Source organism: Rhodoferax potami (assembly GCF_032193805.1).
Lineage (GTDB): Bacteria > Pseudomonadota > Gammaproteobacteria > Burkholderiales > Burkholderiaceae_C > Allorhodoferax > Allorhodoferax potami_A.
On the sequence record NZ_JAVBIK010000001.1, the window covers coordinates 2,506,896 to 2,533,746 of the forward strand.

At 59.5% G+C, this 26,851-nt stretch carries 25 protein-coding genes and 1 pseudogene; 13 read left to right on the plus strand and 13 right to left on the minus strand.

The annotated features are described in order from the left end of the window. Positions 1-42 precede the first annotated feature (42 nt). The 4 genes from rodA to RAE19_RS12020 all read left to right on the plus strand — a co-directional run bounded on the left by rodA (position 43) and on the right by RAE19_RS12020 (position 4,966). Complete coding sequence (rodA, locus tag RAE19_RS12005; protein ID WP_313875102.1) at positions 43-1,197, plus strand: rod shape-determining protein RodA; 1,155 nt, start codon at positions 43-45, stop codon at positions 1,195-1,197. 1 nt (position 1,198) lies between these two features. Further along, positions 1,199-2,071, plus strand: coding sequence for an NAD(P)-dependent oxidoreductase (locus tag RAE19_RS12010; protein WP_313875103.1), 873 nt, complete (start codon positions 1,199-1,201; stop codon positions 2,069-2,071). A 79-nt stretch (positions 2,072-2,150) separates the two neighbouring features. Beyond that, positions 2,151-3,611 carry a metalloprotease TldD gene (tldD, locus tag RAE19_RS12015; RefSeq protein WP_313875104.1) on the plus strand — a complete coding sequence of 487 codons (1,461 nt, stop codon included), beginning with the start codon at positions 2,151-2,153 and terminating at the stop codon, positions 3,609-3,611. A gap of 227 nt (positions 3,612-3,838) precedes the next feature. Continuing rightward, positions 3,839-4,966, plus strand: a complete 1,128-nt coding sequence (locus RAE19_RS12020) for a 3-deoxy-7-phosphoheptulonate synthase (protein WP_313875105.1) — start codon at positions 3,839-3,841, stop codon at positions 4,964-4,966. Between the two features lie 77 nt (positions 4,967-5,043). Here the strand turns inward: RAE19_RS12020 and RAE19_RS12025 are convergent, their stop codons facing one another. Both RAE19_RS12025 and mpl read right to left on the minus strand, forming a co-directional pair. Further along, positions 5,044-5,319, minus strand: a complete 276-nt coding sequence (locus RAE19_RS12025; protein WP_313875106.1) for a hypothetical protein — start codon at positions 5,317-5,319, stop codon at positions 5,044-5,046. A gap of 50 nt (positions 5,320-5,369) precedes the next feature. Next, positions 5,370-6,863 (minus strand): UDP-N-acetylmuramate:L-alanyl-gamma-D-glutamyl-meso-diaminopimelate ligase, encoded by a 1,494-nt coding sequence (mpl, locus tag RAE19_RS12030; RefSeq protein WP_313875107.1) that lies wholly within the window; start codon positions 6,861-6,863, stop codon positions 5,370-5,372. 144 nt (positions 6,864-7,007) lie between these two features. On the opposite strand from mpl, the gene RAE19_RS12035 reads away from it, so the two are divergent. The 6 genes and pseudogenes from RAE19_RS12035 (at position 7,008) to RAE19_RS12060 (ending at position 12,099) form a co-directional block, all read left to right on the plus strand. Then, the gene (locus tag RAE19_RS12035; RefSeq protein ID WP_313875108.1) at positions 7,008-7,607 is read left to right on the plus strand and encodes a hypothetical protein; all 600 of its coding nucleotides are present in this window, start codon (positions 7,008-7,010) and stop codon (positions 7,605-7,607) included. Then, complete coding sequence (locus RAE19_RS12040) at positions 7,594-8,151, plus strand: TlpA disulfide reductase family protein (RefSeq protein WP_313875109.1); 558 nt, start codon at positions 7,594-7,596, stop codon at positions 8,149-8,151. The genes RAE19_RS12035 and RAE19_RS12040 overlap by 14 nt, the downstream gene beginning before the upstream one ends. A 170-nt stretch (positions 8,152-8,321) precedes the next feature. Continuing rightward, the gene (gene accB / locus RAE19_RS12045) at positions 8,322-8,780 is read left to right on the plus strand and encodes an acetyl-CoA carboxylase biotin carboxyl carrier protein (RefSeq protein ID WP_313875110.1); all 459 of its coding nucleotides are present in this window, start codon (positions 8,322-8,324) and stop codon (positions 8,778-8,780) included. 12 nt (positions 8,781-8,792) lie between these two features. After that, a pseudogene (gene accC, locus RAE19_RS12050) lies at positions 8,793-10,141 on the plus strand (acetyl-CoA carboxylase biotin carboxylase subunit). Between the two features lie 8 nt (positions 10,142-10,149). After that, positions 10,150-11,028, plus strand: a complete 879-nt coding sequence (prmA, locus tag RAE19_RS12055) for a 50S ribosomal protein L11 methyltransferase (RefSeq protein WP_313875111.1) — start codon at positions 10,150-10,152, stop codon at positions 11,026-11,028. Positions 11,029-11,061: 33 nt separating this feature from the next. Beyond that, the gene (locus tag RAE19_RS12060; RefSeq protein WP_313875112.1) at positions 11,062-12,099 is read left to right on the plus strand and encodes a zinc-ribbon and DUF3426 domain-containing protein; all 1,038 of its coding nucleotides are present in this window, start codon (positions 11,062-11,064) and stop codon (positions 12,097-12,099) included. Between the two features lie 67 nt (positions 12,100-12,166). On the opposite strand, the gene RAE19_RS12065 is transcribed toward RAE19_RS12060, so the two are convergent. The 8 genes from RAE19_RS12065 to RAE19_RS12100 form a co-directional block, all read right to left on the minus strand. Next, positions 12,167-12,628 (minus strand): histone, encoded by a 462-nt coding sequence (locus tag RAE19_RS12065; RefSeq protein ID WP_313875113.1) that lies wholly within the window; start codon positions 12,626-12,628, stop codon positions 12,167-12,169. Positions 12,629-12,799: 171 nt separating this feature from the next. Next, positions 12,800-13,987 (minus strand): ribonucleotide-diphosphate reductase subunit beta, encoded by a 1,188-nt coding sequence (locus RAE19_RS12070; protein WP_313875114.1) that lies wholly within the window; start codon positions 13,985-13,987, stop codon positions 12,800-12,802. Between the two features lie 119 nt (positions 13,988-14,106). Further along, positions 14,107-17,025, minus strand: coding sequence for a ribonucleoside-diphosphate reductase subunit alpha (locus RAE19_RS12075; RefSeq protein ID WP_313875115.1), 2,919 nt, complete (start codon positions 17,023-17,025; stop codon positions 14,107-14,109). A 369-nt stretch (positions 17,026-17,394) separates the two neighbouring features. Further along, on the minus strand, positions 17,395-18,012 hold the full coding sequence (gene ampD / locus RAE19_RS12080) for a 1,6-anhydro-N-acetylmuramyl-L-alanine amidase AmpD (protein WP_430962574.1): 618 nt from the start codon (positions 18,010-18,012) through the stop codon (positions 17,395-17,397). Then, a complete protein-coding gene (locus tag RAE19_RS12085; protein ID WP_313875117.1) occupies positions 17,996-19,435 on the minus strand; it encodes a sigma-54-dependent transcriptional regulator in 1,440 nt (479 codons plus the stop codon). The genes ampD and RAE19_RS12085 overlap by 17 nt, the downstream gene beginning before the upstream one ends. Next, complete coding sequence (locus tag RAE19_RS12090) at positions 19,414-21,153, minus strand: sensor histidine kinase (RefSeq protein WP_313875118.1); 1,740 nt, start codon at positions 21,151-21,153, stop codon at positions 19,414-19,416. Before RAE19_RS12090 ends, RAE19_RS12085 begins: the two co-directional genes overlap by 22 nt. After that, complete coding sequence (locus RAE19_RS12095) at positions 21,150-21,383, minus strand: PP0621 family protein (protein WP_313875119.1); 234 nt, start codon at positions 21,381-21,383, stop codon at positions 21,150-21,152. Before RAE19_RS12095 ends, RAE19_RS12090 begins: the two co-directional genes overlap by 4 nt. Further along, positions 21,380-22,183, minus strand: coding sequence for a cytochrome C assembly family protein (locus RAE19_RS12100; protein WP_313875120.1), 804 nt, complete (start codon positions 22,181-22,183; stop codon positions 21,380-21,382). The genes RAE19_RS12095 and RAE19_RS12100 overlap by 4 nt, the downstream gene beginning before the upstream one ends. Positions 22,184-22,261: 78 nt before the next feature. Here RAE19_RS12100 and ffh point away from each other — a divergent pair, with 78 nt between their 5' ends. After that, the gene (gene ffh / locus RAE19_RS12105; RefSeq protein ID WP_313875121.1) at positions 22,262-23,626 is read left to right on the plus strand and encodes a signal recognition particle protein; all 1,365 of its coding nucleotides are present in this window, start codon (positions 22,262-22,264) and stop codon (positions 23,624-23,626) included. Positions 23,627-23,672: 46 nt separating this feature from the next. On the opposite strand, the gene RAE19_RS12110 is transcribed toward ffh, so the two are convergent. From RAE19_RS12110 to RAE19_RS12120, 3 genes are read right to left on the minus strand one after another with little or no spacing between them, the layout of a single operon-like run. Next, positions 23,673-24,812, minus strand: coding sequence for a M14 family metallopeptidase (locus tag RAE19_RS12110; protein ID WP_313875122.1), 1,140 nt, complete (start codon positions 24,810-24,812; stop codon positions 23,673-23,675). After that, a complete protein-coding gene (locus RAE19_RS12115; RefSeq protein ID WP_313875123.1) occupies positions 24,809-25,471 on the minus strand; it encodes a tripartite tricarboxylate transporter substrate-binding protein in 663 nt (220 codons plus the stop codon). The genes RAE19_RS12110 and RAE19_RS12115 overlap by 4 nt, the downstream gene beginning before the upstream one ends. Before the next feature lie 14 nt (positions 25,472-25,485). Further along, positions 25,486-25,794, minus strand: a complete 309-nt coding sequence (locus RAE19_RS12120) for a Bug family tripartite tricarboxylate transporter substrate binding protein (protein ID WP_313875124.1) — start codon at positions 25,792-25,794, stop codon at positions 25,486-25,488. A gap of 132 nt (positions 25,795-25,926) precedes the next feature. Here RAE19_RS12120 and RAE19_RS12125 point away from each other — a divergent pair, with 132 nt between their 5' ends. Continuing rightward, positions 25,927-26,325, plus strand: a complete 399-nt coding sequence (locus RAE19_RS12125) for a LysR family transcriptional regulator (RefSeq protein WP_313875125.1) — start codon at positions 25,927-25,929, stop codon at positions 26,323-26,325. After that, positions 26,303-26,851, plus strand: a complete 549-nt coding sequence (locus tag RAE19_RS12130; RefSeq protein WP_313875126.1) for a LysR substrate-binding domain-containing protein — start codon at positions 26,303-26,305, stop codon at positions 26,849-26,851. Before RAE19_RS12125 ends, RAE19_RS12130 begins: the two co-directional genes overlap by 23 nt.

Consider the following 26,851-nt stretch of genomic DNA (forward strand, 5'->3'; position numbering starts at 1 on the left):
TCGGGATGGTAATGGGCGGCGGCTTGGGGATAATCCAAGGCTATGTCGTACCAATTCGGAAAAGTCTCCCTGCGTCAGCGCATTGCGCCCTGGTTCTCGGGGTTTGACGGGCCCTTGGCCTTTGCAGTGTTCATGCTGGCGTGTGCCGGTTTGCTCATCATGTATTCATCGGGTTTCGACCATGGCACCCGGTTTGAGGACCATGGTCGCAATATGCTGATTGCTGCCGCCATCATGTTTGTGGTGGCCCAGGTTCCGCCGCAGCGTTTGATGCTGGTGGCCGTGCCGCTCTACACCGTGGGGGTGGCGCTGTTGATCGCGGTGGCGATTTTTGGCATCACCAAGAAAGGGGCCAAGCGCTGGGTCAACGTCGGGGTGGTGATCCAACCCAGCGAGATCATGAAAATTGCCATGCCGCTCATGCTGGCTTGGTGGTTCCAGAAGCGCGAGGGGCAGTTGCGCCCCCTCGACTTCGTGGTGGCCGGTGGTTTGCTGGCTGTCCCGGTTGGCCTGATCATGAAGCAACCCGATCTCGGCACCTCGCTATTGGTCATGGCCGCCGGCTTGGCCGTGATTTTTTTCGCAGGCATGAGCTGGAAGCTGGTGATTCCGCCCGTGGTGATCTCGGTGGTCGGCATTGTGTTGCTGGTCGTGTTTGAGCCCCAGCTGTGTGCGGATGGGGTGCGCTGGTCTGTGCTGCACGACTACCAGCAGCAGCGGATTTGCACCTTGCTGGACCCCACCCGAGACCCCTTGGGCAAAGGCTTCCACATCATTCAAGGGATGATTGCGATCGGCTCCGGCGGCATTACCGGCATGGGCTTTATGAAGGGGACCCAGACGCACCTCGAGTTCATCCCCGAACGCACCACCGACTTTATTTTTGCGGCTTACTCCGAAGAGTTCGGCCTGATCGGCAATGTGTTTTTGCTCTGCGCGTTCGTCTTCTTGATCCTGCGGGGTCTGGCGATCGCGCTGGAGGCGCCCACCCTGTTCTCCCGCCTGCTGGCAGGTGCTGCGACGATGATCTTTTTTACCTACGCCTTTGTGAATATGGGCATGGTGAGCGGCATCCTGCCGGTGGTGGGCGTGCCCTTGCCGTTCATTAGCTACGGCGGCACCGCCATGGTGACGCTGGGGCTGGCACTCGGTATTTTGATGTCGATTGCCAACTCCAAGCGCTTGGTGCAAAGCTAAGGTGGCGGGGTTCGCGGTCACGCTGATCGGGGTGGGCAACATGGGTGGGGCCATGGCGCAGCGCCTGGCCCAGCTGGGGTGGGCCCCGGCCATCCATGATCTGGACCGCGCCAAAGTGGAGGCTATATTGCCTTTTGGTGCGCTAGCCCCCGAAAATATTGCGCAAGCTGCTTCCAAAAGCATAGCAACTATTCTCTGTGTGGTTGATGCGGCCCAAGTCCGTGATGTGCTGTTTGGCACCGAGGGACTGGCCCGGCACCTGCCCGCAGGCCATGTGGTCATGCTGTGCCCAACCATTGCCCCGCACGATGTGGAGTCGATTGCCACCGAGCTACTCGCCCAAGGGGTCTGGACCCTGGATTGCCCCATGTCCGGCGGCCCCGCGCGTGCGCTGGACGGCAGCATGAGTCTCATGGTGGCCGGGCCTGGTGCCGCGCGGACGCTATGTCGCCCCTTGCTGGAGGCCTTGTCCAGCAAGGTGTTTGATATCAGCGATCGGCCCGGCGACGGCGCGCGCACCAAACTGGTCAATAACCTGCTGGCGGGTATCAACTTGGTGGGTGCCGCAGAGGCGATGGCGCTGGCCGACCGCTTGGGGCTCGATGCCAGCCGCACGCTGGACGTGATTGCCCAGAGCAGTGGCCAGAGCTGGATCGGTACTGACCGTATGCGCCGTGCCGTGGCCGGAGATCTCGCGCCGCGCGCCCACATGACCCTGCTCGCCAAAGACACCCGTTTGGCTCTGGATGCGGCACAGGCCGCCGGTTTTGCCGGGCCCCTGGGCGAAGCGGCCAGCGCGGTGTTTGCCCAAGCGGTGCGGGCAGGCCTGGCCGGGATGGACGACGCGGCGTTGCTGGAATTCTTGAAGCGCTGAGCGGCCATACCCCTGTAACAGGCCCCGACTCTGGCGACACAGCCACTGCGTCAGTCGTGCAGAGGCCTAAAATGGCCGCATGATCTCCCGCGAACCCACCATCGAACGCTTGGCCACGGCCAAATCCCTGTTGCTGACGCCCTTCGGGCTGGATGAGAGTCATCTCACCCGCGCGCTGAACGAAATCAAGGCGCACCAGGTAGACGAGGCGGACCTGTACTTTCAGTACACCCGCTCCGAGGGCTGGAGTCTGGAGGAGGGCATCGTCAAAACCGGTTCCTTCAGCATCGACCAGGGGGTGGGCGTTCGCGCGGTGAGCGGCGAGAAAACAGCCTTCGCTTACTCCGACGATATTTCCGAAGCCAGTCTGCTGGATGCCGCCCGTACCGTGCGCACCATTTCGGCTGCAGCCCAGACAAAACGTGTTAAGACTGCTACCCCAAAGATAGCAGGCGGCCGCAAGCTGTACGCCGGCCTGGATCCGATTGCCACCCTGGACAGCACCGCCAAAGTGGAGCTGTTGGGCAAGGTGGAGAAGCTGGCCCGCGCCAAAGACCCGCGCATCATCCAGGTGATGGCCGGCCTAGCGGCCGAATACGACGTGGTGATGGTCGCCCGTGCCGACGGCACGCTGGCTGCCGATGTGCGCCCGCTGGTGCGCCTGAGCGTGACCGTGATTGCCGAGCAAAAGGGCCGCCGCGAGGTGGGCTCCAGCGGCGGCGGTGGCCGTTTCGGGCTGGCGTATTTCACTGATGCGCAGATTGAAGACTATGTAGACCAGGCGGTGCACGCTGCACTCACTAACCTCGATGCCCGCCCCGCACCTGCCGGCGAGATGACCGTGGTGTTGGGCGCCGGTTGGCCCGGCATTCTGTTGCACGAAGCCATCGGCCACGGTCTGGAGGGCGACTTCAACCGCAAGGGCAGCAGCGCCTTCAGCGGTCGCATCGGCCAGCGCGTAGCAGCCAAGGGTGTCACGGTGCTGGACGACGGCACCATTGCCGACCGCCGCGGCTCGCTCAACGTGGATGATGAAGGCAACCCCAGCCAGCGCAATGTGCTGATCGAAGACGGCATCTTGAAGGGCTATATCCAGGACAGCATGAACGCCCGCCTGATGGGTGTGAAGCCCACCGGCAACGGCCGCCGCGAGAGCTACGCCCACTTGCCCATGCCTCGTATGACCAACACCTACATGCTGGGTGGCGACAAGGCGCCGGAAGAAATCATTGCCAGCATCAAAAAAGGTTTGTACGCCCCCAACTTCGGTGGTGGCCAGGTGGATATCACCAGCGGCAAATTTGTGTTTTCTGCCAGCGAAGCCTACTGGGTGGAAAACGGCAAGATCCAATACCCCGTCAAGGGCGCCACGCTGGTGGGCAGTGGCCCCGAATGCCTGAAGCGCGTTTCCATGATCGGCAACGACATGAAGCTGGACCCCGGCGTGGGCACCTGCGGCAAAGAAGGCCAAAGCGTGCCCGTGGGCGTGGGTCAGCCGACGCTGCGCATCGACGGTTTGACCGTGGGTGGAACTGCCTAGGGGCCCGCGTAAGCCGCTGTCAGAAACCTGTGCTACATTGAGCCCCATGCATTCCGCACGTTTCTTTTTTAGCTACTTTTGGTTCTCACGCACATCCGGCGGTCGAGAGATCTGAACGTACCCAAAAGAAACGTCCTGAATCTTCCCAAAACCGCCGGCACCCCCGGCGGTTTTTTTATGCCTTTTTCAACCTGTTTTATTTGTAACTTGGACTCTGGAGACCTGACATGAACGCTAAAGCCTCTGCAACCGGTGAGTGGTACGGACAAGCCCAGCCCGCCGACCGCACCAGTAAAACCGACGACGAACGCATCAAGGACATCACCGTGTTGCCCCCTCCAGAGCACCTCATCCGCTTTTTCCCCATTCGCGGCAGCGCGACTGAAACCCTGATTTCGGACACCCGCGCCACGATCCACAACATCATGGCCGGCAAGGACGATCGCTTGCTGGTCATCATCGGACCCTGCTCGATCCACGACCCCGCCGCAGCGCTGGACTACGCCCGCCGCCTGAAGGTCGAGCGCGAGAAATACAAAGACACGCTGGAAATCGTGATGCGCGTCTACTTCGAGAAGCCCCGCACCACCGTGGGCTGGAAGGGGCTGATCAATGACCCCTACCTGGACGAGAGCTACCGCATTGACGAAGGCCTGCGCATTGCACGCCAGTTGCTGATCGAGATCAACCGCTTGGGCGTGCCCGCGGGCAGCGAGTTCTTGGACGTCATTTCCCCCCAGTACTTGGGCGACTTGATTTCCTGGGGCGCCATTGGTGCGCGCACCACCGAGAGCCAGGTGCACCGCGAGTTGGCCTCCGGTATCTCTGCGCCCATCGGCTTCAAGAACGGCACAGACGGCAATATCAAGATCGCAACCGACGCTATTCAAGCTGCAGCCGGTGGCCACCACTTCTTGTCAGTGCACAAAAACGGCCAGGTGGCGATTGTGCAAACCAACGGCAACCCGGACTGCCACGTGATTCTGCGCGGCGGCAAGGCGCCCAACTACGACGCTGCGAATGTGGCCGCCGCTTGTGCGGACCTCGCCAAGGCCAAGTTGCCCCAGACCCTGATGGTGGATTGCAGCCACGCCAACAGCAGCAAGCAGCACGAGAAGCAGCTCGATGTGGCCAAAGACATTGCCGGCCAGATCAGCGGCGGTTCGCGCAGCGTTTTCGGGGTGATGGTGGAAAGCCACCTGAACGCTGGAGCCCAGAAGTTCACCCCCGGCAAGGACGATGCGTCCGCCTTGGAATACGGCAAGAGCATTACCGATGCCTGCCTGGGCTGGGACGATTCGGTGGAGTCGCTGGAAGTGCTGTCTGCCGCCGTCAAGGCCCGTCGCGCTGCCTGATGGCGCCATAAAAAAGCCGGAGTGATCGCTCCGGCTTGCATTACCCAAGCGGACCTCTGTGCCCGCTTTTTTGTGCCTTATTGCAGCGGCTCAGGGGCCCGCAGCGACTCCATCACAGCGTCCGGCGTGCCGCCAGCAGCCAAGTGGGTTTTGTACCAGACACTCAAGATGGTACTGATGACCGGGCCGGGGTTCTCGCGCACCTTGGCCGCATCCCACTGGTTGAGTTGGCAGATGCGCTCGACGAGGTCCATGTCCATGTCGATGGCTTCGGCGTCGCAACGGCGCAGTTTCAGGTCGGTGAATTGGGCGCCTTCCGGGAGGCGGAGTTGAAAGTTCGGATCGGTTTGCATGGGTTGTGGGTCAAATATGCCGTTAGCGCAGATAGATAGTGCGCGAGCAGCTATGAAGTTTGTAGCAAGTTGGCGAGTTTGGCGTGGATGCCGCCGAAGCCGCCATTGCTCATGCACAGCACGTGATCGCCCGGCTGCAGGGCGGCGGCCACTTGGGCGAGCACAGCGTCAATGGTGTCGCCCACCTGCGCCCGCGGGCCCATGGGGGCCAGCGCCTCGGCTGCGTCCCAGCCCAAACCGCCGCTGTGGCAGAAGGCGAGGTCGGCTTCTTCGAGGCTCCAGGGCAGTTGGGCTTTCATGGCTCCGAGCTTCATGGTGTTAGAGCGGGGCTCGAACACGGCCAGAATGCGCCCGCTCCCGACTTGCCGGCGCAGGCCGTTGACAGTGGTGCGGATGGCGGTGGGGTGGTGCGCAAAGTCGTCATAGATGGTGACGGGTGCGCTGCCCGGCTGCCCTGCCAACGGAGCGGTGGCGCGCACTTCCATGCGGCGCTTCACGTTCACGAACTGGCCCAGGGCCTCGGCCGCGACGGCAGGCGAAACGCCCACATGCTCTGCGGCGGCGATGGCGGCCAGCGCATTGAGCTGGTTGTGTACGCCGCCCAAGGCCCACTGCACCCGAGCCACTTCGCGACCTTGGTGGTGAACCGCAAAGTCGTGGGGCTCGCCAACGGCAGAGAAGTCGCTCACGGCGGCGCCGAAGCTGCGTTGTTCGCTCCAGCAGCCTTGGTGCAGCACCCGGGTGAGGCTGTCTTCGAGTCCGTTGACGACCACGCGGCCGGTGCCGGGCACGGTGCGCACCAGGTGGTGGAACTGCCGTTCGATGGCGGCCAGGTCGTCAAAGATGTCGGCGTGGTCGAATTCCAGGTTGTTCAGGATGGCGGTGCGTGGGCGGTAGTGCACGAATTTGCTGCGCTTGTCGAAGAAAGCGGTGTCGTATTCGTCGGCCTCGATCACGAAGAGTTTCGCTCCGGAGGCGGGGTGGAGGGCCGCCTGCGCCCCCTGCTCCGTGTCCCCCGCCCGCTTGGCGGGCTCCTCCTTGACCTGCGCAGCGGGCACAGGCGGCCCTCCACCCAGTCTTGCCGATACTCCGAAATTCAACGGGACGCCGCCGACCAAGAAGCCGGGTTGCAGTCCGGCGTATTCCAGCACCCAAGCCAGCATGCTGGTAGTGGTGGTTTTGCCGTGGGTGCCGGCGACAGCCAGCACATGGCGGCCTTGGAGTACGTGTTCAGCCAGCCATTGCGGGCCGCTGGTGTAGGGCGCACCCGCGTCCAGAATGGCTTCCATCAGCGGGAATTTGGGCGTGCCGTCGGCGAGCCGCGCGCGGCTAACGACGTTGCCGATCACGAACATGTCAGGCTGCAAGGCCATTTGTTCAGCGCCGAAACCTTCGATCAGTTCGATGCCCAGGGCCCGTAGCTGGTCGCTCATCGGGGGGTAAACGCCGGCATCGCAGCCGGTTACTTTGTGGCCGGCTTCACGTGCCAGCGCGGCCAAGCCACCCATGAAGGTGCCGCAAATGCCCAAGATATGAATATGCATGGCCCGTATTCTACGGTTGGCAATTGGTACGGAAAATCTGGAGTTTTTTGGCGTTTGACCCAAGCAGAATATGTGGATCAAGCTATCAAAAAGATAGCAAATGTGCGATGCGTAAGGCTTTGCGATGGCGGGCACAATGGCGCCATGGACGATCTGAAAGAAGAAATAGCGGCCACTGCCGCCCGCATGGTGGTGGAAGAGGGCTTGGAGTACGGTGCAGCCAAGCGCCGTGCGGTGAAGCAATTGGGGGTGCCACCCCGTTCCGGTTTGCCCGACAACGACCAAGTGGAGGCCGCTGTCGAAGAGTACATCTCCATCTTCTGTGCGGATACCCAGCCCAAGGAGTTGCGGGCCCTTCGCGAGCTGGCGGTGCAATGGATGGAGCGGCTGGAGTCGTTCCGGCCGCACCTCGGGGGGGCTGTGTGGCGGGGCACAGCCACCCGTAACAGCGATATTTATCTGCAGTTGTTTTGTGATGATCCTAAATCGGCGGAGATCATGTTGATTGACAAGGGTGTGCGCTTTGAGGTGCGCTCAGTGCCGGGGCTGCAAGGGGAGATGGTCGATGCTCTGAGCATCCATGCCATGTGCCTGCCCTTGGGCGAGCACGTGGGGGTGCATCTCTTGGTCAATGACCTGGATGATGTCCGTGGCGCACTCCAGCCGGATGGGCGTGGTCGCGCCCGGCGTGGCAATATGGCGGCAGTTCAGCGCTTGTTGGAGTCGGATGATGCAAATTCCTGAAAATTCGGTCGCGGTAGCGCCTTCGGCCCAGCGCCGGAGGGTCTTGTGGGGTGCGGTCGCCGGGGTGGCGGCTGTGGCCGGGGCGGGTTTGTCGTGGCGCCAGCAAGCAGCGTCCTCCGTGATGGAGCCGGTACCGGGTTTTTGGGCGCAGCAATGGCAGACGCCTCAAGACACGAACTTGGCGATGCAACAGTTCCAAGGGCGCCCCGTGTTGATCAATTTCTGGGCGACGTGGTGCCCTCCGTGTGTGGATGAGCTGCCTTTGTTGGATCGTTTCCATACCGAACAAGGTCCCAAAGGTGTGCAGGTGTTGGGGTTGGCGATTGACCGCAAAGAGGCGGTGGTGCCGTTTTTGCAGCGGGTTCCGCTCCAGTTTCCTGTGGCATTGGCGGGCTTGTCGGGGACGGAGCTCGGGCGCGCGCTGGGTAATGTGACCGGGGGGCTGCCGTTCTCTGTGTTGGTGGCCTCGGATGGCGCGGTTGCGCAGCGCAAGATGGGTCGAGTCCACGCGGAAGACTTGGTCGCTTGGGCTGCGGTAAAATAGAGTCTCTCACCTAGTGTTTTCGACCCGGAAGCACTGTCTCAAGCCCTTTCGGGGCGATTTTATTTAGACATTTTTCCAGTCTTTTCCCTTGATTTGGGTGGAGATATGGTTTTTTGGCGGCGTTTTGCTGTAAATTCGCCGTTTTACAAATGTCGGTTGTTGGAGATTCCATGGATTTACGCAAACTCAAAACCTTGATCGATCTGGTGTCTGATTCGAATGTGTCGGAGCTGGAAATTACCGAAGCCGAAGGCAAGGTCCGTATCGTCAAGGGTGGTGGTGCTGTGGTTCAGGGCTACGCGCCCGCACCTGTGTATGCAGCGCCCGTGGCTGCAGCGGCTCCTGCCAGCGCACCTGCTGCAACGCCAGTGGCTGCCGAACCGGTGGTGGACGCTGGTCACACCGTGAAGTCGCCGATGGTGGGTACTTTCTACCGCTCGTCCGCTCCAGGCGCCAAGCCATTCGTCGAAGTGGGTGATTCGATCAAGGTCGGCGAGACCATCTGCATCATCGAAGCGATGAAGATCCTCAATGAAATCGAGGCAGACAAGTCCGGTACCGTGACCAAGATCTTGAGCGACAACGGCCAGGCAGTGGAATACGGCCAGCCCTTGTTCATCATCGAATAAAACGCAGCACCCATGTTCAAGAAAATTCTGGTCGCCAACCGGGGCGAGATTGCGCTGCGTATCCAGCGCGCCTGCCGCGAGTTGGGTATCAAGGCTGTCATGGTCTATTCCGAGGCGGACCGCGAAGCCAAGTATGTCAAGCTCGCCGAAGAGGCGGTTTGCATCGGGCTGGCTCCTCGGGCCTGAGCTACCTCAATATGCCTGCCATCATTTCGGCGGCTGAAGTGACAGACGCGGAGGCAATCCACCCCGGCTACGGTTTTCTGAGTGAAAACGCAGACTTTGCCGAGCGTGTCGAGAAGAGCGGCTTCCAATTCATCGGGCCTACCCCTGAATCCATTCGCATCATGGGCGACAAGGTGTCTGCCAAGCAAGCCATGATCCGGGCGGGCGTGCCCTGCGTTCCCGGCTCTGAGGGCGAGTTGCCGGATGACCCGGTTGCCATGAAGCGGATCGCCAAGTCCGTGGGCTACCCAGTCATTATCAAAGCGGCAGGTGGCGGTGGCGGGCGCGGTATGCGTGTGGTTCACACCGAAGCTGCGTTGGTGAATGCGGTTGCCATGACCAAAGCCGAAGCCGGTGCGGCATTCAACAATCCGGCGGTGTATATGGAGAAGTTTCTCCAGAATCCGCGGCACATTGAAATCCAAGTCCTTGCGGACAAGCACAAAAACGCGGTGTATCTCGGCGAGCGCGATTGCTCGATGCAGCGACGTCACCAAAAGGTGCTGGAAGAGTCTCCCGCGCCGGGCATCAACCGCAAGTTGATCGAACGCATCGGGGAACGTTGCGTCAATGCTTGCAAGAAGATCGGCTACCGCGGAGCGGGAACCTTCGAATTCCTTTATGAAGACGGTGAGTTCTACTTTATTGAAATGAACACCCGCGTGCAGGTGGAGCATCCGGTCACTGAAATGGTGACGGGCATCGATATCGTGAAGACGCAGATCATGGTGGCTGCCGGCGAGAAGTTGCCGTTCACCCAGCGCCAGATTGAAGTGCGCGGTCACGCCATTGAGTGCCGGGTGAATGCCGAGGATCCTTACAAGTTCACCCCGTCCCCGGGACGCGTCACTATGTGGCACGCACCGGGTGGTCCGGGGGTCCGTGTGGATTCGCATGTGTACACCAACTACTTTGTGCCTCCGAACTACGACTCCATGATCGGCAAGATCATTGTGCACGGCGACACTCGCGAGCAGGCGATGGCCCGCATGCGCACTGCACTGGCGGAGACGGTCGTGGAAGGAATCAATACCAACATTCCTTTGCATCGTGAGTTGATGGTGGATGCCAAGTTCATGGACGGTGGAACCAACATCCACTACCTGGAGCACTGGCTGGAACAACACAAGCGATAAGGCGTTGCATGTTTGAATTGCGTTTGATGTGTCCCGAAGACCGGGTCGAAAACCTGAGTGATGCGCTGGACGCATTGGATGCCCTGAGCGTCAGCGTGGAAGACGCTGATGCCCAGACGGATGCCGAACAGGCATTGTTTGGTGAGCCCGGTATGCCGCCGCCGAAAGACGGATGGCAGCGCTCACGGGTGATTGCCTTGTTTGCAGAGCGCACGCAAGCCGACGAGGCTTGTGCGCTGTTGCAGGCCCAGGATTTCTTTGAAGGTTGCCAGGTTCTGGGGATCGATGCCTTGGAAGACCAGGACTGGGTGCGCTTGACCCAGTCGCAGTTTGCGCCGGTGGAGATTACTCCCGAGTTCTGGATTGTGCCCACATGGCACGAGCCCCCCGCGCAGGCCAAAGAGGTCATTCGCTTGGACCCCGGACTGGCCTTTGGTACCGGCACGCATCCGACGACGCGCATGTGCTTGCGCTGGATCGCAGGCCACGGCGCTGCGGGCCGGGTGCTGGATTACGGGTGTGGCTCCGGCATTCTTGCGATTGGGGCAGCCAAATTCGGTGCGACTGAAGTGATCGCGGTCGACATTGATCAGGCTGCGGTCGACTCCACAGTGCTGAATGCGCAGGCTAATCAGGTGGAGTTGTCTGCCGGTTTGCCCGGAGCGGCTCAGGGCGAGTTCGATGTGGTGTTGGCCAATATATTGGCGACCCCACTGAAAGTGCTGGCGCCCTTGTTGCGTGCGCATGTCAAGGAGGGCGGGCACCTCGTGCTGGCTGGAATTTTGGAGCGCCAAGCGGACGAGCTGAAACTGGCCTATGCGCCTTATTGCACCCTCTCGGTGGCAGACACTGAAGACGGGTGGATCTTGATGACAGCTGCCGTGTAACTACGGTGTTTGCGACCACTACAATGTGACGCAATGAGTCTGATTACCCAGTGCCCGGCATGCTCCACGATGTTCAAAGTCGTGCCGGACCAGTTGCGTATTTCAGATGGCTGGGTGCGGTGTGGACAATGTGATGAGGTGTTTGATGCCAATGCCCATCTACACACCGCAACGGAAGCGCAACCGACTCCAGAGCCTGAGCCTGAGCCTGAGCCTCGTGAAGTGGCTGCACCTACCAGTCCTGATCCGGACTGGGCGGCCTCTTTGCGATTTGAGTCTGACGATGCTGCGCCACCTGAAAAGGTAGCTGTTGAGCCGCTGGACGCAGAGACTCCGCTTCCTGAATCTTGGTCTTCGGCACCAGCTCAACCGGTTGACAACGATCCTGCGCTGGATGATTTCCTTGCCCAGAGCCCTAGCGCTCTCGCCGGAGGGGCAGAGGTTGATGCGCCACCTCTAGAGTCTGATAACAAAAGCGATCTAGACGCCCTTGGTTCGCCCGCGCCCCGCTATACGCAAGCAACTCCCTCTCCAGCAGTTGGCGAGCCAAAGCTTTCATTTATGCCTAAAGGCGACCGGCTGGTGTTTTGGGACCGGACCTTGGTCAAGTGGGGTCTTGCTGGGATCGCTGGTTTACTGGTGCTCGCCCTCGGATTGCAATACACGTATGTAGAGCGGGACCGCATTGCCGCTTATCAGCCTGAAGCCGTTCCGGCGCTGGAGGTTCTGTGTGAGTGGGCCGGATGCCAGCTGGCTCCCTTGCAGTCGATTGAAGCGGTCGTGATCGACAGTTCTTCGTTTACTAAACTCCGTTCGGATGTGTACCGTTTGAATGTGGTCATCAAGAATACCGGCACGGTTCCGGTGTTGCCTCCCTCTTTGGAGCTCACGCTCACCGATATGCAAGATCAAAGCATGATTCGCAAGGTGTTGGCGCCACGGGATATCGGCTGGATGGCGTCCACGTTGGAGCCAGGTGCCGAGTTCGCGGCGTCATTGCCGCTTGCGGTGAAAGCAGCTTCGCCAACAGAGCGGGTTTCTGGATACCGTTTGTTGGCTTTCTACCCATAACAGGCGAGTCGCAACAAAAAAAAGCCCGGACCTTCAAGGTTCCGGGCTTTTTTGTAGGTGCAGGCTATTAAGGCTTGCTGGACGTTGGAAACGGCCACGCAGCTTGCGGATTCAGTGTGGTTTGTGCTGCTGGAGCGGCTGCCTTGGCCGCCTTTTTTGCAGGGGCTGCAGGCTTCTTTGCTACTGCGGCTTTTTTCGCGGGAGCTGCTGCTTTTTTGGCAGGAGCGGCCTTCTTGGCTACTACGGCCTTTTTCGCTGGAGCTGCTGCTTTTTTAGCAGGAGCGGCCTTCTTGGCCACTACGGCTTTTTTCGCGGGAGCTGCTGCTTTTTTGGCAGGAGCGGCCTTCTTGGCCACTACGGCTTTTTTCGCGGGAGCTGCTGCTTTTTTGGCAGGAGCGGCCTTCTTGGCCACTACGGCTTTCTTCGCAGGAGCTGCTGCTTTTTTAGCAGGAGCGGCTGCCTTCTTCACTGGGGTTGCTTTTTTCGCTGGAGCGGCTTTTTTTGCCGCTGGTTTTTTTGCAGTTGCCATCATGTTCTCCTTGTTCAAGGTGCAAAGAGCACTTCCTGCTACGTATTTGGCAGAAAGCGATTCATGCCACTGGACGCAGTTCCAGTGGCATGAACTTGGTAACGCCAACCCTTCGTTGTGATCACGCGATCTACGAAAGGTGGCGAAAACTTTAACGGCATAACGAGCAAGTTAATCCCAGGACAGCGCGCCGCCGGACTGGTACTCGATAACACGCGTTTCAAAAAAGTTACGTTCTTTTTTGAGGTCAATCATTTCGCTCATCCATGGGAATGGATTTTCTTCGTTCGGGAACAAGGCCTCAAGGCCGATCTGTGTCGCACGACGATTGGCGATGTATCGCAGGTAGCCCTTGAACATCGAGGCGTTCATGCCCAGTACACCACGGGGCATGGTGTCTTCGGCGTAGCGATATTCCAGCTCCACCGCCTTTTCAAACAGCGTCTTGATCTCTGCCTTGAATTCCGGTGTCCACAAGTGCGGGTTCTCCAGCTTAAGCTGGTTGATCAAGTCAATGCCGAAGTTGCAGTGCATGGACTCGTCCCGGAGGATGTACTGGTACTGCTCTGCTGCACCCGTCATTTTGTTCTGGCGTCCGAGCGCCAGAATCTGGGTAAAGCCCACATAGAAGAACAAGCCCTCCATCAAGCAAGCAAACACGATCAGCGACTTCAGAAGCGTCTGATCGGTGGCGGGCGTGCCGGTATGGAAGTTGGGATCCATGATCGCTTCAATGAAGGGGATCAGGAACTCATCTTTGTCGCGAATCGATTGGACTTCGTTGTACGCATTGAAAATCTCGCTCTCGTCCAGGCCGAGAGATTCCACGATGTACTGGTACGCGTGCGTATGGATAGCTTCCTCAAACGCCTGGCGCAACAAAAACTGGCGGCACTCCGGCGCAGTGATGTGGCGGTAGGTGCCCAACACAATGTTGTTTGCAGCCAATGAGTCCGCTGTCACAAAGAAGCCGAGGTTGCGCTTCACGATGCGGCGTTCATCTTCTGTCAGACCATTCGGGTCTTTCCACAACGCGATGTCGCGGGTCATGTTGACTTCTTGTGGCATCCAGTGGTTTGCACAAGTGGCGAGGTATTTTTCCCAAGCCCATTTGTACTTGAATGGCACCAGTTGGTTAACGTCTGTCTGTCCGTTGATGATGCGCTTGTCTGATGCATTGACGCGCTTGCCACTGGCGCTGGCCTTGGCCACTTGCACTGCTTGGGACATGGTGGCGCTGTACGCCGAGTTGCCTGTCGCAGACGACACCGACGCCTGCGCGCCCTGACTGTTTTCAGACGGATTGCGCGCGTAATTCGACGGCGATGCGGGCTTGACTTCTTCGTCCCAGGACAACATAGTTTTTTCCAATCTTCGGATTATGTGAGCAGTGAATTGAATTGAAAAGCGTTCATTCAATTCACTGAAAATTTGTGTTGCTCACGAGCATCGCAGGTGGTCTTGCGATGCTGATGAACTTACTGGCAGGACTCGCAGGTCGGGTCGTCCACGCCACAGAATTTGATGTCGGTGGCAGCACTGCTCGATAGCTGCATCTGCTCTTGCGCAGCCGCCGCCGCGGCTTCAAGTGCGCTCGACATCTTGGGTGTACCTTGGCTTTCATTGCCGGAAGACACAGCGTTCAGTCGGCCCGCGCTCACGGTGGATTTCTCCACGTGCGTAGCAGACATGGTGCGGAGATAGTAGGTAGTCTTGAGACCGCGCAACCAGGCCAGCTTGTAGGTCTCATCCAGCTTCTTGCCGGAGGCGCCCGCCATGTAAATGTTCAGCGACTGTGCCTGGTCGATCCACTTCTGGCGACGTGCTGCAGCTTCCACCAGCCAGCGTGTTTCCACTTCAAAAGCGGTGGCGTAGAGTTGCTTGATTTCTTGTGGTACGCGGTCGATAGGGTGGAGGGATCCGTCAAAATGTTTGAGGTCCATCACCATGACGTCGTCCCACAGGCCCAGTTGCTTCAAGTCGCGCACCAGATAGCTGTTGATGACCGTGAACTCACCGGACAGGTTGGACTTGACGGACAGATTGCCGAAGCACGGTTCGATGGACGCGTCCACACCAATGATGTTGGAAATCGTCGCTGTAGGAGCAATCGCTACACAGTTGGAGTTGCGCATGCCGTCTGCTGCAATTTTGTTGCGCAGAGCATCCCAATCCAGCGTGGATGAGCGATCTACCTCTACGTAGCCGCCGCGTGCGGTGGCCAGCATGTCGATGGTGTCCAGTGGCAGGATGCCCTTGTCCCACAGGCTACCCTTGAAGCTGTGGTACTTGCCGCGTTCGCGTGCCAAGTCTGTCGAAGCCCAGTAGGCGTAGTAGCTGATCGCTTCCATGGACTTGTCGGCAAATTCAACGGCAGCTTCGCTAGCGTAGGGGATGCGCAATTCGTAGAGGCTGTCCTGGAACGCCATCAGACCCAAGCCAACAGGACGGTGACGCATGTTGGAGTCACGCGCCTTTTTCACGGCGTAGTAGTTGATGTCGATCACGTTGTCCAGCATGCGCATGGCTGTCGAAATCGTGCGTTTGAGCTTGTCGTGGTCGAGTGCACCATCTTTCAAGTGCTGCAGCAAGTTCACAGAGCCCAAGTTGCAGACGGCGGTTTCGGTGTCGGATGTGTTCAGTGTAATTTCTGTACACAGATTCGACGAATGCACCACACCTGCGTGTTGCTGGGGCGAGCGGACGTTGCAAGCATCTTTGAACGTGATCCAAGGATGGCCGGTTTCAAACAGCATGGTCAGCATCTTGCGCCAGAGGTCGCTGGCCTGCAGGGTGCGTGATGGCTTGATTTCGCCGCGAGCAGCCTTTTCTTCGTAAGCCACGTAGGCCTTCTCGAAGTCCGCGCCGAACAGATCGTGCAAGTCGGGCACGGTCGATGGAGAGAACAGTGTCCATGTACCTTTTTCCATGACCCGGCGCATGAACAAGTCAGGAATCCAGTTCGCTGTGTTCATGTCGTGGGTGCGGCGGCGGTCATCGCCGGTGTTCTTGCGCAGCTCCAGAAACTCCTCGATATCCAAGTGCCATGTTTCCAGGTAGGTGCAAACTGCACCTTTGCGCTTACCGCCCTGGTTCACCGCCACAGCCGTGTCGTTGACCACCTTCAGAAAGGGGACCACGCCTTGTGATTCGCCGTTGGTTCCTTTGATGTGGGAGCCCAAAGCGCGCACGCGGGTCCAGTCGTTGCCCAAACCGCCGGCGAACTTCGACAACAGTGCGTTTTCTTTGATGGACTCGTAGATGCCGTCCAGATCGTCTGGCACGGTGGTCAAGTAGCAGCTCGACAGTTGCGAACGCAAGGTGCCGCTGTTGAACAGGGTCGGCGTGCTCGACATGAAGTCGAAGCTAGAGAGCACTTCATAGAACTCAATGGCACGTGCTTCACGGTCAATTTCATTCAGCGACAGGCCCATAGCGACGCGCATGAAAAATGCCTGCGGCAGTTCGATGCGGGTCTTGCCTTCATGCAGAAAGTAACGGTCATACAGGGTTTGCAGACCCAGGTAATCGAATTGCAGGTCTCGGCTGGCCTTGAGGGCTTGACCCAGGCGCTTCAAGTCGAATTGCTGCAGTTTTTCGTCCAGCAGTTCGGCTTCGACGCCGCGCTTGATGAAGCCAGGGAAGTAGTCCGCATAGGCTTCCTGCATGTCGGCTTGCGCCACATCACGACCCAGCACTTCGCGGGAAATAGTGTGGAACAGCAAACGCGCAGTGGCGTAGGTGTAGTCGGGGTCTTTTTCGATCAGGGTCCGCGCTGCCAGGATGGCTGCCTTGTACACCTCGTCCAAAGGGACGCCGTCGTACAGGTTGCGCATGGTTTCTGCCAGGATGGGGGCAGCCTTGACGTCAGCACCCAGACCACTGCATGCCGTCTCGATGCGGGATTGCAGTTGGGCCAAGTCCAGAGGTACGCGCTGGCCATTGTCGATAACGTGGATCACCGGCGCAGCTGGAGCCTCGGTGGCGACTTGCTTGGCGCGCTCTTGGGTGCGACGCTCGCGGTACAGCACATACGCACGGGCGATTTCATGGTGACCACCACGCATCAGTCCCAGTTCAACTTGATCCTGCACGTCCTCAATATGGAAAGTGCCGCCGCCCGGACGGGAACGCACCAGCGCGCGAATCACTTGCTGCGTCAGGCCATCGACCGTCTCGCGCACGCTGGCGGATGCTGCGCCTTGGGTGCCGTGCACTGCAAGAAACGCTTTCATCATGGCAACTGCAATTTTGTTCGGCTCAAATGGCACCACTGCGCCGTTGCGGCGGATGATCTGGTAGTGCGAATAAGCCTGAGTCGCCGGCGTTTCGTTGCCGGGAACGGGGGACAGCAGCGGGGCGGGTGCCGTGGGTACGGCCGTGGAAATAGATTGCATAGTTTCCTCGTCTAAATCGGGTGTATTTTTGTGTGATCTGTGTGCCGCGTGGCTTGCTACGACTAAGGGGCTTCGCACCCGCGCATCAACCAAGGCACACTATATCTGGGGTCTGGGGTGCTTGCAACCCACTACCGGTAGTGTATCTGCTCGGCACCCTTGTATTTTGATCAGGGCCTTTGCCCCTCGCATTCCACTTGCCGGAAAGGGGGCATCAAAGCCTTGATTGGCGTAAAGTTTTCAAGCCGAATGAGGTTTGATGCGGCTTGCAGCAGCATTTGGCGTGGAACGGCCCGATGGATGCGGGTGTCGCGCTTTCAGGGGCGTCTGAAGGATCGCCAAAATTTTTTCAGAAGCTTGGCGATCTGTTCAAGAGTTGTGGCTTTCTTGCCATGGAGCGGGTAATTCCCAGTCCGAAATCGCGCCCCAGAGCTTCAGTCGTTCCCACTCGAATCCGGGACCCGGGTCTGTCTTCCTGCCGGGCGCAATATGCTCATGGCCCGCGACGTACTGAATTTCATAGTTCTGCGCGATTGCCGCGCACAGACGCTCCAAGCTCTCGTATTGATGGGCGGTAAACAAGTCGTTGTCCATGCCCTCCAACTCGATGCCAATCGAGTTGTCGTTGCAATTGGGCTTTCCGCGATAGGTGGATGCGCCCGCGTGCCAGGCGCGTGCATCGCAACTGACAAACTGGCACACAGTGCCCGTGCGCGTCACAAAGAAATGGCTGGAGACTTCCATGCCCCGGATCGTTTGGTAATACGGGTGCGCATCCCAGTTCAGGGTATTGGTAAATAGTTGGCGCACACCATCCCCTCCATATTCGCCGGGGGGCAGCGAGATAGAGTGCAGCACTACCAAGTCGGTGTCTGCATCTGCAGGCCGTGGGCCGAAGTTGGGAGAGGTTTCGTGGAGCGCTTCGCTCCACCAGCCTTCCGACCAGCTGCCGGTCGCCTCGCGGGGGGGGTTATTCCGATTTTCCATCGTCATGTTCGGGCACATCGATGGACAAGCGCTCCATCCGGTAACGGATTTGCCGCAGACTTATTCCCAAGCGCTGGGCTGCAGCGGTCCGGTTGAAACGGGTCTCACGCAGGACGTGGATCAGGATTTCACGCTCCTGAGCGTCCAAATGGCTTTGCAAATCGGCGGGGATGCTGAACGAGCCGGGCTCAGACGCCGGTGCCACGGGGGCGGGCTCGGAGTCGTGGCCATGGGTGTCGAGTTCCAAAACATCGCCTTCAGACAACGCCAACGCGCGATGCAGCAGGTTTTCCAACTCCCTGACATTGCCCGGGAGCGGCAGCGCTTTCAATTGCGCCAGCAAGCTTGCGGACAGCGTGGGCGCCGGCACACCCGTTTCTTCACAAATTCTGGTGACGAGTGCCCGGCAGAGGGCCTCTAAGTCGTCTCTCCGCTCCCGCAGCGGTGGCAGCTGGAGGTCGATCACATTCAAGCGGTAATACAAGTCCTGGCGGAAGTGCTGTGCCGCAACCTCCGCCACCAGATCTTTGTGGGTGGCGCTGACCAGGCGGACATCCACACTCTCTTCCTGGTTGCTGCCGAGAGGGCGGATTTTTCGCTCCTGAATCGCCCGCAGCAATTTGGCTTGCATCGCCAGTGGCAAGTCGCCGATTTCATCCAAAAACAACGTGCCGCCGTGGGCCGCTTGGAAAAACCCCGGCCTGTCTTGTGTCGCGCCGGTATAGGCACCCTTGCGGGCACCGAAAAATTCCGCCTCCAGCAAAGACTCCGGAATGGCACTGCAATTGACCGCCACCCATGGCCCGGCGGCGCGGTGGCTGTTGGCATGCAGGGCTCGCGCAGCCAGCTCTTTGCCGGTGCCCGACTCGCCCCGGATCAGCACCGGCGCCATGCTGCGCGCCACCTTGGCAATACGCTCCTTCAGGGCCACCATGGTGTGAGATCGCCCGACCAACTGCTCCAGCGCTTTGGCGCCTTCTGTGCCACTGTCGGCAGGGCCCTTAACAGATCGCTCGGTGTGCGAGCTAGCGCCAGGGCTGGTGCCACCCAAGGCAGCCATCACCGCGCTGCGGAACTGCTTCAAGTCCACGGGCTTGGTCAGGTAATCAAATGCGCCAGCCTTTAGCGACTCGACTGCATTCTCGGCCGAGCCATACGCCGTAATCACAATGCAGCGCTCTTTGCTTTTGTGTTCGCGCAGAGCGTGCAGGATGTCAATGCCCATGCCGTCGGGCAGGCGCATATCGGTGATCACTAAGTCATATTTATGGGCGGCGACTGCATCCAAGGCCTCGTTTACCGAGGCAGCGGTGTCCACCTGATGGCCTTCGCGCAGCAACGTGAGCTCATACAAGGTCCGCAGGTCCGGCTCATCATCGACCACCAGGATGCGGGCGTTGTTCAGTACAGGGATGCTTGCCATAGAGAGTTGCCGTCGGTGTCCTGGGTCATGGGGCCTTTGATAAGGCTCAGTGTTAGCGTGAAGTCATTGCCTTCGTGCAGTTGCCCGCTCCGGATGCGGGCGCTGCGTTGGTACCGCAGGGTGGCACCGTGGCGTTCGCAGAGTTCGCGTGAAATGTACAGCCCCAACCCGCTGGAGCGGCTCTCGGACGAGAAAAAGGGCTCAAACAAATGCCGCTCCACCGTTTGGTCCATACGGGCTCCGTCGCTCCACACCGAGACGCAAGCCGCAGTGTCGGTGTAGGTCACCGTGATTTGCACAGCTTCTGGCTGTTTGCTCGCGTAGCGCAGCGCGTTGTCGAGCAGATTAATCAGAACTTGGCGCAGGTGCTCCGGGTCAAAGCGCACTGCGTGTGGGCGGGGGTCAATGTCGATGCCAATCAGCCCGCCAATGCTCTTGTGTTGTGCCCAGTCTTGCACCATGCGGTGAACCGTCTCGCTCAGGCCATACAAGGCGTCGTGTTCGCCTGCAGATGTGGTGCGGGCACGGGCCACATTCAAAATGTCGTCCACGATTTTGCCCAGCCGCTTGGCATTCTGGCTCACCATGGTGGTCAGGCGTAATTGCCTAGGATCCTGCAGCTCCTCAGACAACAGCGCATTCGCCTGCGCAATCGCGGCCAAGGGGTTGCGTATCTCGTGGGCTACGGCGGTCGACATGCGCCCCATGCTGGCCATCTTTTCGGTGCGAATGCGGGCCTCTGCATGGCGCTGGTCTTGCAAAAACAGCACACACAGACTGTCTTCTCCGATGCCTTGGGGCGCCGCAAGCCGGGTCCGTGCCAGTACCTTGAGCGCACTGCCGTGGTCGTGTACGAGTTCTACCTCGGCTTCTTGGCTTTGGCCACTTCCAAGGCATAGCCGCGTGAGTAGCAACAGCGGGCGCCATGCTGGGTCTGCTTTCAGGTCAAAAAGTGCGGAGCGCAGCCGGTCTTCGTCGCCCAGCAGGGCACGAGCCGCCGGGTTCGCGGCCCGCACGATTCCGCGCTGATCCACAATGACCACCCCCTCGGGCATCGCTTCGATGACCAACTCGTTCACCTCGCGTTGGATCGAGGCTGCCAATTGGTTTTGCCGGGCTCTGCGCCCCTCGTTGGCCAAGCGGGTTGCCAGTTGGTTGGCCAAAAAGGCCACCGCAAAGTAGCCAATGCCGCTGAGCCCCGCCTGGGCAAACGCAGCCGGGTTGTCGATGTCGTTGACCAGCAGTGTCCAGCTGGCGCCGCCCAGCAGCAGCATGGTCACGCCAGCCGCCGTGCCCAGTGCCAGCCGCAGCGAGCCCAGCACCGAGGCCAGCAGCACCGGCAAGGCAAACAGGGGGGGGTAATTCAGGTTGTTGCCGTTGAGCCATTGCAGCGCTGAAAAAACCAGAACATCAATCCCGATCAGCACGCCCCAGGTTTTGCTGAACGCACCGCCCAAAGGCCGGGGTTGCAATAGCAAGCGCGCGCCCAGCGTACTGACAAAGTACACCGCTGTGATGACCAGCAAAGTTTTGCTGTGTGTGGTGCTGGTGACAAACAACGTAGTTTGCAGGCCCACCAAAGCGGCACCCAGCACCCAGCGCGCGGTCATAAAGGCCTGCCATAGGCGCTTGAAGTCACTGGTGTCCGGCGTTTGCTCGGGGGGCGCCTCCAGCGATGACGCACCAAACCACGAGTTTTCGCCCGGGTCGTTCGTCATCCGTTTTCTGCCAAGCGCAGGTGTTCCGCGCTGCAATAGGCGCCACGCTGGCCTTGCACTAATTCGCTAGCGGGCACATGCAGCGTGCAATACGCGCAAGCTCCCATTGCGACGCTGCCTGTTTTGGGCGGCGCCTCTGGCGGCGGTGCAGTGGGCGGGCGCTTGGCTTTGTGGCTGCGCCAGTACCAGATCACCCCGAGGATGACCAGCAGGATCACCAAATTCTTCATGCCGACCGGCCCAACAAGACTTCGAGCACAAACCGGGATCCCACATACCCCAGCAACAACAGCACACTGCCGGTGTAGAGCACCGCCACAGCGCGTTTGCCCCGCCAGCCAAAGCGTGCGCGGCCCAGCAGCAAGACGGCAAACGTGATCCACGACAGTACGGAGAACACGGTTTTGTGGTCCCAGTGCCATGCGTGGCCTTTGCCATAGACCACATCGCCAAACAGATAGCCCATGCCCAGCGTGGCAGTCAGCAGTACGAACCCGGCCGCGACAAACCGGTAGGTCAGTCGTTCCAGAGTCAACAAGGGCAAACCACTGTGCGGGTCTGCGGCTTGGCGGATGCGGGCCTCCGCACGACTCATCAACCAAGCGTGCACCACGGCAGTACCAAACAGCCCGTAGCTGGCTACGCCAAAGGCCAGGTGTGTCGGCAACCAAATGGTGGCCGTGCTGGGCAGGGGGGCGCCCGGGAAAATGCATGCCAACAGCACCGCCGCTGCACCCACGGCAGACAAGGCCCACCGCGTTTGGAGTTGCGGGTAAATCTGGCTTTCAATCGCATACACCGCAGCGACGACCCACGCCGTCATGGAGAGTGCGGTGGCAAAACCAAAGTAGGTGGGCGGCAAAAGCAGGCCCCAGGCGAGTGCCGCCCCGTGCAAAAACCAGGCCCACGCCACCCAGGCACGTGCTGCGTTGGAGCTCAGGTGCGCGGCCCTGAGTGCCGGCCACGCATAAGAACAGGCCGCCAAAACCGACAAGGCTAAGCTGGTAGGGGACGCACTGGCTAAAATCATGTGCACAGTTTAGCGTTTTGCTCCCTGCCGGCACTGTCCGGCTCACACCGCAGGTTGCGCCTGCCGGAATACTTCAATATGGCCTCCGCTCTTACCGACAAACTTTCCCGCCTCGTTAAAGACCTGCGAGGCCAGGGGCGTATCACCGAGTCCAACGTCACCGACATGCTGCGCGAAGTGCGCATGGCGCTCCTAGAGGCCGACGTGGCCTTGCCGGTGGTGCGCGACTTCATTGCCCGGGTGAAAGAAAAAGCACTGGGCCAAGAGGTGCTGGGATCCCTGCAGCCCGGCCAGGTGCTGGTGAGTATCGTCAACCGCGAACTCTCCGCCACCATGGGCGAAGGCGTGAGCGACATCAACCTCGCCGCCCAGCCGCCCGCGGTGATCTTGATGGCCGGTTTGCAAGGTGCCGGTAAAACCACCACGACCGCCAAGCTCGCCAAGCACTTGATCGAAAAGCGCAAGAAAAAGGTGCTGACAGTCTCTGGCGACGTGTACCGCCCCGCCGCGATTGAGCAGCTCAAGACGGTAACGGCGCAGGCTGGCGCGGAGTGGTTTCCTTCCACGCCCGATCAAAACCCGGTCGACATCGGCCGTGCCGCGCTGGATTACGCCAAAAAGCACTTCTTTGATGTGCTGCTGGTCGACACCGCAGGCCGCTTGGCGATTGACGAAGCCTTGATGCTGGAAATCAAAAACCTGCACGCCGCGTTGAACCCGGTCGAAACGCTGTTCGTGGTAGACGCCATGCAGGGCCAAGATGCGGTCAACACTGCCAAGGCCTTCAAGGAAGCCTTGCCACTGACCGGCATCATCCTCACCAAGACCGATGGTGACTCGCGTGGTGGTGCTGCGCTTTCTGTGCGTCAGATAACCGGCGCACCCATCAAGTTTGCTGGTACCAGCGAAAAGCTGGATGGACTGGAGGTCTTCGACGCCGAGCGCCACGCTGGCCGCATTCTAGGCATGGGAGACATCGTGGCGCTGGTGGAGCAAGTTACCGCCGGTGTAGACATCGAAGCCGCCAAAAAGCTGGCGGACAAGGTCAAGAGTGGCGCAGGTTTCGACCTGAATGACTTTTTGGCCCAGATCCAGCAAATGAAGCAGATGGGCGGACTCTCCAGCCTGATGGACAAGCTGCCTGCGGCCATGGCCGCCAAGGCCGGTCAGGTGGATATGGACAAGGCCGAGAAAGACATCAAGCGCAAGGAAGGCATCATCCACAGCATGACGCCGCTGGAGCGCCGCAAGCCCGAGCTCATCAAGGCCACGCGCAAGCGCCGCATCGCTGCAGGCGCCGGTGTGCACGTGCAAGAAGTCAACCGCATGCTCAAGGAGTTTGAGCAAATGCAAGAGATGATGAAGAAGATGAAGGGCGGCGGCATGATGAAGCTCATGAAGCGCCTGGGGGGCATGAAAGGCATGCCCAAAATGCCCTTTTAACGCACGTTGAGCAGACTGAGAGGGCGATTCCCCCCCCCACTTGTAATCACAAGTTACCTATCCCCCAGCAGGCTTGTAGCACCGCGACGCGTGTCTGTGCGGTCACCATGCCGCGCCAGTCATCCCCATCGACATAAAAGGCGCCTCGCATAGTCTGTCTGATGGTGCTGGTTTGAGCCGCCGAAGGAGCGGCCTGCCGGTGCAACCACTGGTCTGCGCGCAGTGCCATCATGAAGTCATGGTACGGGACCGTACCGAACTCCAAGGCAATGGCGGCAATTTCTGCCTCGGGGCATTCCTCATAAACGCAGCTTACTACCGGGCCCTTCACTTGAGCGGATGCTGATTGCCCTTCCCATGCCGCGACAACATCGGCCCCCCAAACTTTGCGGCTGAGCAGAATGTCCTCCTGGGTGGGTTTCCCTGCATGTATTTTTTCGCCATGACCTCGCGGTCCAAGTCCGGTGTGGATGTCTACCCAGGCAATGCGTTTTCTCCCTGAACCGTGCTGCTGCAAAATGTGACGCACCGTTCGGTTACTCCAACTGGGTTCGCGGCCGCTGAAGAACAGTCCCTTGGGGTGACTGGTCTGTCCCGATGTGACGGCTCGACGGAACGCTGGGGTCCCCATGATCTGTTCTGTCCTTGCCAGCGCCAGTTCGTTCTCTGCCTCGGGGGGCCAATGCGCGGGTACTAGCAGCGCATCCAGCGCCTCATAGTCCGGATTGGTCGGGGGAGGCTGGCTGAAATCAATACAGTTTCGATTCAGGTCTACATTGTCTTCATTGCCGCGGCGCAGGTACGAAAACCCATAGGGGTTGATCGCATGCAGAAACAGTAGGTCTACGCCGGCAGCCTGTGCTTTGCCTAATAGATCTTCGTCTTGTAGCAAAGCGTGCTGGCAACCGGAGCCACACAAGCCCTCTACACCGTGCACACCGCTTGAAATAATGACCAGTGGGCTCTCGTTCCCCTTGTTTGTGTCGGCCTGAAAAAACGCACTGTCTAGTGCGAGCTCCTCCCCCTGTGTGCCCTTGTACCCGGGCAGTACCCAAGACGTCAAAGTGCATCTCTTTGTATGTGCCGCGAAGGTGAAGTTGCGCCGTCCTTGGGCATAGTCGATGGGGAATAGGTTTGATGTTTGCACTTCCATTTTGGTAGCGCCGGTCGTTGGGTCTGCGGTCATTGTGGTTTGAAGCCGCTGGCCCGAATCAGCTGTCCCCAACTTTCGGTCATTTGCGCCATTTGGCGAGAAATGGCATCTCCGGCAGCAAAGTCCACTTGCATACCCAGGCCTTCCAGTTTTTCGCGTAAGCCCGCTTGACCGAGCACTTCGCGAACACTGTCTTGGTAACGTTTGATCGTTGCGGCGGGTGTTCCTGCGGGCGCATAGAGCGCTAAAAAGTTAGACTGCTCGACACCTTTCACACCTTGTTCCGCAAAGGTGGGTGCGTCGGGGAGTAGGGCGGAACGTTGCGTTCCTGAAACTGCAATGACGCGAAGTTTCCCTGCTTTTTGTTGGGGTAGCAGTTCACTGATGGAAGTAATTCCCGCCGGCAGCTGTCCGCCAATCAGGTCTGCCACCATGGGGGCGCCACCGCGGTACGGAATGGCGCGGGTAGCTATGCCTAAGTGCTGTCCCACTAAATGGGTCGTAAATTCCGGAACGCTAGCGGGCGCTGGGACACCCACTGCGCCGCGGTCGGTCAAGTCCTTTACCCAATGCCCGTAGTCACTCAGGCGTTGCACCGGGGCCGTCTGCGGAACAGCCAGCCCGAACGCAATTTGGGTAATGCGCGCCACAGGAACCAAGTCCGTAGCCGGATTGAAGCCCGGCGTTTTCATCGTCTGTGGAACGATTACAACCGTATGGTCGTTGGACAAAAAAGCGTTTGACCGTTAGGCGTAGCCTGTTTGACTGCCACCGCCGCAATCTGTCCCCCCGCACCGCTTTTGTTTTCAACGACAAAGGGCTGTCCCATGTGCTGCCCCAAGGCATCTGCAAGATGTCGGGCTGCCGCGTCTACGCCACCGCCGGCTGGAAATCCGACCACAATCCGCACGGGAGACGTTTGGGCGAGGCTACCCGTGCTGAGCCCCAGTGCGAGTGCGAGGCCGGAGGTCGCTTGCCAAAGCATGCGACAAGTGAATATGCGGAGAAATTTCATGGCAGGGACTCTCGAAAAAAATAAATGGAACATTGGAAGTAACGCAGCCACTGTAGGAGCCCGGGGGGATAAAAAAAAGACAAAATTTAAACTGCTAAGATAAATTTTTTCTATCTCTCTGGCGGATTTGCCATGAAGCTCAATCCTGGGCAACTGGAAGTTTTCTGTATCGTGGCGGAATGCGGAAGCATTCGAGCGGCTGCACGTCAGCTTGTGCTCACACAGCCAGCTGTCACCTATGTTGTCCGGGAGTTGGAGCGCCAAGCTGGCATGGCTTTGCTGCTGCGCCAGACCCAAGGAGTGACCCTGACTGAGGCGGGTGAGGCCCTGTACCGCCGAGCACTGCGGCTGCTGGAAGATTGGAGGCAGGCACAAAATGAACTGGCTCAAATGCGGGATGGTGCGCAAGGCGATTTGCGACTGGCCTTCAGCTCGGGCGCTGCTGCCCGCATTCTTGCGCCTGCATTAGCCTCGTTCCGTAAGGCGCGCCCGGGGGGGGCGGCTCGATGTGCACGAGTTGTCTCTCAGTGAGCCGCAGGATCTGTGGCGCATAGGGTTGTACGACTTGGTCGTCATCAGCGAGCTGGATGAACCGATAGACGACGCGTGGGAGCGACGTGCACTGTTTCGGGCGCCACTGCACATTGTTGCGCGACAAGGACACCCGATGGCGCAGTCGGGAACGTTGCAGCCTCTTCGTGATTGCTTGTGGATCGTGCCCAGCTACGGTCAGCGCGTTCTGAGCAATCCACTGTTGTCTCTGGAGGGTAGCTTGCCGCGTCAATTGATGCAGGCTCAATCGATTTACATTGCCTTGGCGCTTCTGCGTACGACCGACGCAGTGGCACTGATGTCTAGCGTAGTGCTCGAAGACCCACAAACGAGCAGCGCTCTGGTGGCGCTGCCACTCACGGAGGCGTTGCCCTCCTTGCGGGTTTCTCTTGTGTGCAAGAGCATGGATGCCCTCACACCCGCAGCGCGGGAGTTCGCAAGGGGACTGATCGATGCCGCGCAAGTGCCCGGCATTCTCCGGACCGCACCGCGCCCGGACTCGTGA

What these genes read in the sequence shown, in the direction of transcription:
- RAE19_RS12120 (WP_313875124.1), bottom strand. Translation starts at nt 25,794, where the DNA reads ATGAAATTTCTCCGCATATTCACTTGTCGCATGCTTTGGCAAGCGACC.
- RAE19_RS12020 (WP_313875105.1), top strand. Translation starts at nt 3,839, where the DNA reads ATGAACGCTAAAGCCTCTGCAACCGGTGAGTGGTACGGACAAGCCCAG.
- RAE19_RS12040 (WP_313875109.1), top strand. Translation starts at nt 7,594, where the DNA reads ATGCAAATTCCTGAAAATTCGGTCGCGGTAGCGCCTTCGGCCCAGCGC.
- RAE19_RS12115 (WP_313875123.1), bottom strand. Translation starts at nt 25,471, where the DNA reads ATGAAAACGCCGGGCTTCAATCCGGCTACGGACTTGGTTCCTGTGGCG.
- RAE19_RS12125 (WP_313875125.1), top strand. Translation starts at nt 25,927, where the DNA reads ATGAAGCTCAATCCTGGGCAACTGGAAGTTTTCTGTATCGTGGCGGAA.
- RAE19_RS12060 (WP_313875112.1), top strand. Translation starts at nt 11,062, where the DNA reads ATGAGTCTGATTACCCAGTGCCCGGCATGCTCCACGATGTTCAAAGTC.
- RAE19_RS12035 (WP_313875108.1), top strand. Translation starts at nt 7,008, where the DNA reads ATGGACGATCTGAAAGAAGAAATAGCGGCCACTGCCGCCCGCATGGTG.
- ampD (WP_430962574.1), bottom strand. Translation starts at nt 18,012, where the DNA reads ATGGAAAATCGGAATAACCCCCCCCGCGAGGCGACCGGCAGCTGGTCG.
- ffh (WP_313875121.1), top strand. Translation starts at nt 22,262, where the DNA reads ATGGCCTCCGCTCTTACCGACAAACTTTCCCGCCTCGTTAAAGACCTG.
- RAE19_RS12085 (WP_313875117.1), bottom strand. Translation starts at nt 19,435, where the DNA reads ATGGCAAGCATCCCTGTACTGAACAACGCCCGCATCCTGGTGGTCGAT.
- RAE19_RS12095 (WP_313875119.1), bottom strand. Translation starts at nt 21,383, where the DNA reads ATGAAGAATTTGGTGATCCTGCTGGTCATCCTCGGGGTGATCTGGTAC.
- RAE19_RS12100 (WP_313875120.1), bottom strand. Translation starts at nt 22,183, where the DNA reads ATGATTTTAGCCAGTGCGTCCCCTACCAGCTTAGCCTTGTCGGTTTTG.
- RAE19_RS12070 (WP_313875114.1), bottom strand. Translation starts at nt 13,987, where the DNA reads ATGTTGTCCTGGGACGAAGAAGTCAAGCCCGCATCGCCGTCGAATTAC.
- tldD (WP_313875104.1), top strand. Translation starts at nt 2,151, where the DNA reads ATGATCTCCCGCGAACCCACCATCGAACGCTTGGCCACGGCCAAATCC.
- accB (WP_313875110.1), top strand. Translation starts at nt 8,322, where the DNA reads ATGGATTTACGCAAACTCAAAACCTTGATCGATCTGGTGTCTGATTCG.
- RAE19_RS12065 (WP_313875113.1), bottom strand. Translation starts at nt 12,628, where the DNA reads ATGGCAACTGCAAAAAAACCAGCGGCAAAAAAAGCCGCTCCAGCGAAA.
- rodA (WP_313875102.1), top strand. Translation starts at nt 43, where the DNA reads ATGTCGTACCAATTCGGAAAAGTCTCCCTGCGTCAGCGCATTGCGCCC.
- RAE19_RS12110 (WP_313875122.1), bottom strand. Translation starts at nt 24,812, where the DNA reads ATGACCGCAGACCCAACGACCGGCGCTACCAAAATGGAAGTGCAAACA.
- mpl (WP_313875107.1), bottom strand. Translation starts at nt 6,863, where the DNA reads ATGCATATTCATATCTTGGGCATTTGCGGCACCTTCATGGGTGGCTTG.
- prmA (WP_313875111.1), top strand. Translation starts at nt 10,150, where the DNA reads ATGTTTGAATTGCGTTTGATGTGTCCCGAAGACCGGGTCGAAAACCTG.
- RAE19_RS12090 (WP_313875118.1), bottom strand. Translation starts at nt 21,153, where the DNA reads ATGACGAACGACCCGGGCGAAAACTCGTGGTTTGGTGCGTCATCGCTG.
- RAE19_RS12025 (WP_313875106.1), bottom strand. Translation starts at nt 5,319, where the DNA reads ATGCAAACCGATCCGAACTTTCAACTCCGCCTCCCGGAAGGCGCCCAA.
- RAE19_RS12075 (WP_313875115.1), bottom strand. Translation starts at nt 17,025, where the DNA reads ATGCAATCTATTTCCACGGCCGTACCCACGGCACCCGCCCCGCTGCTG.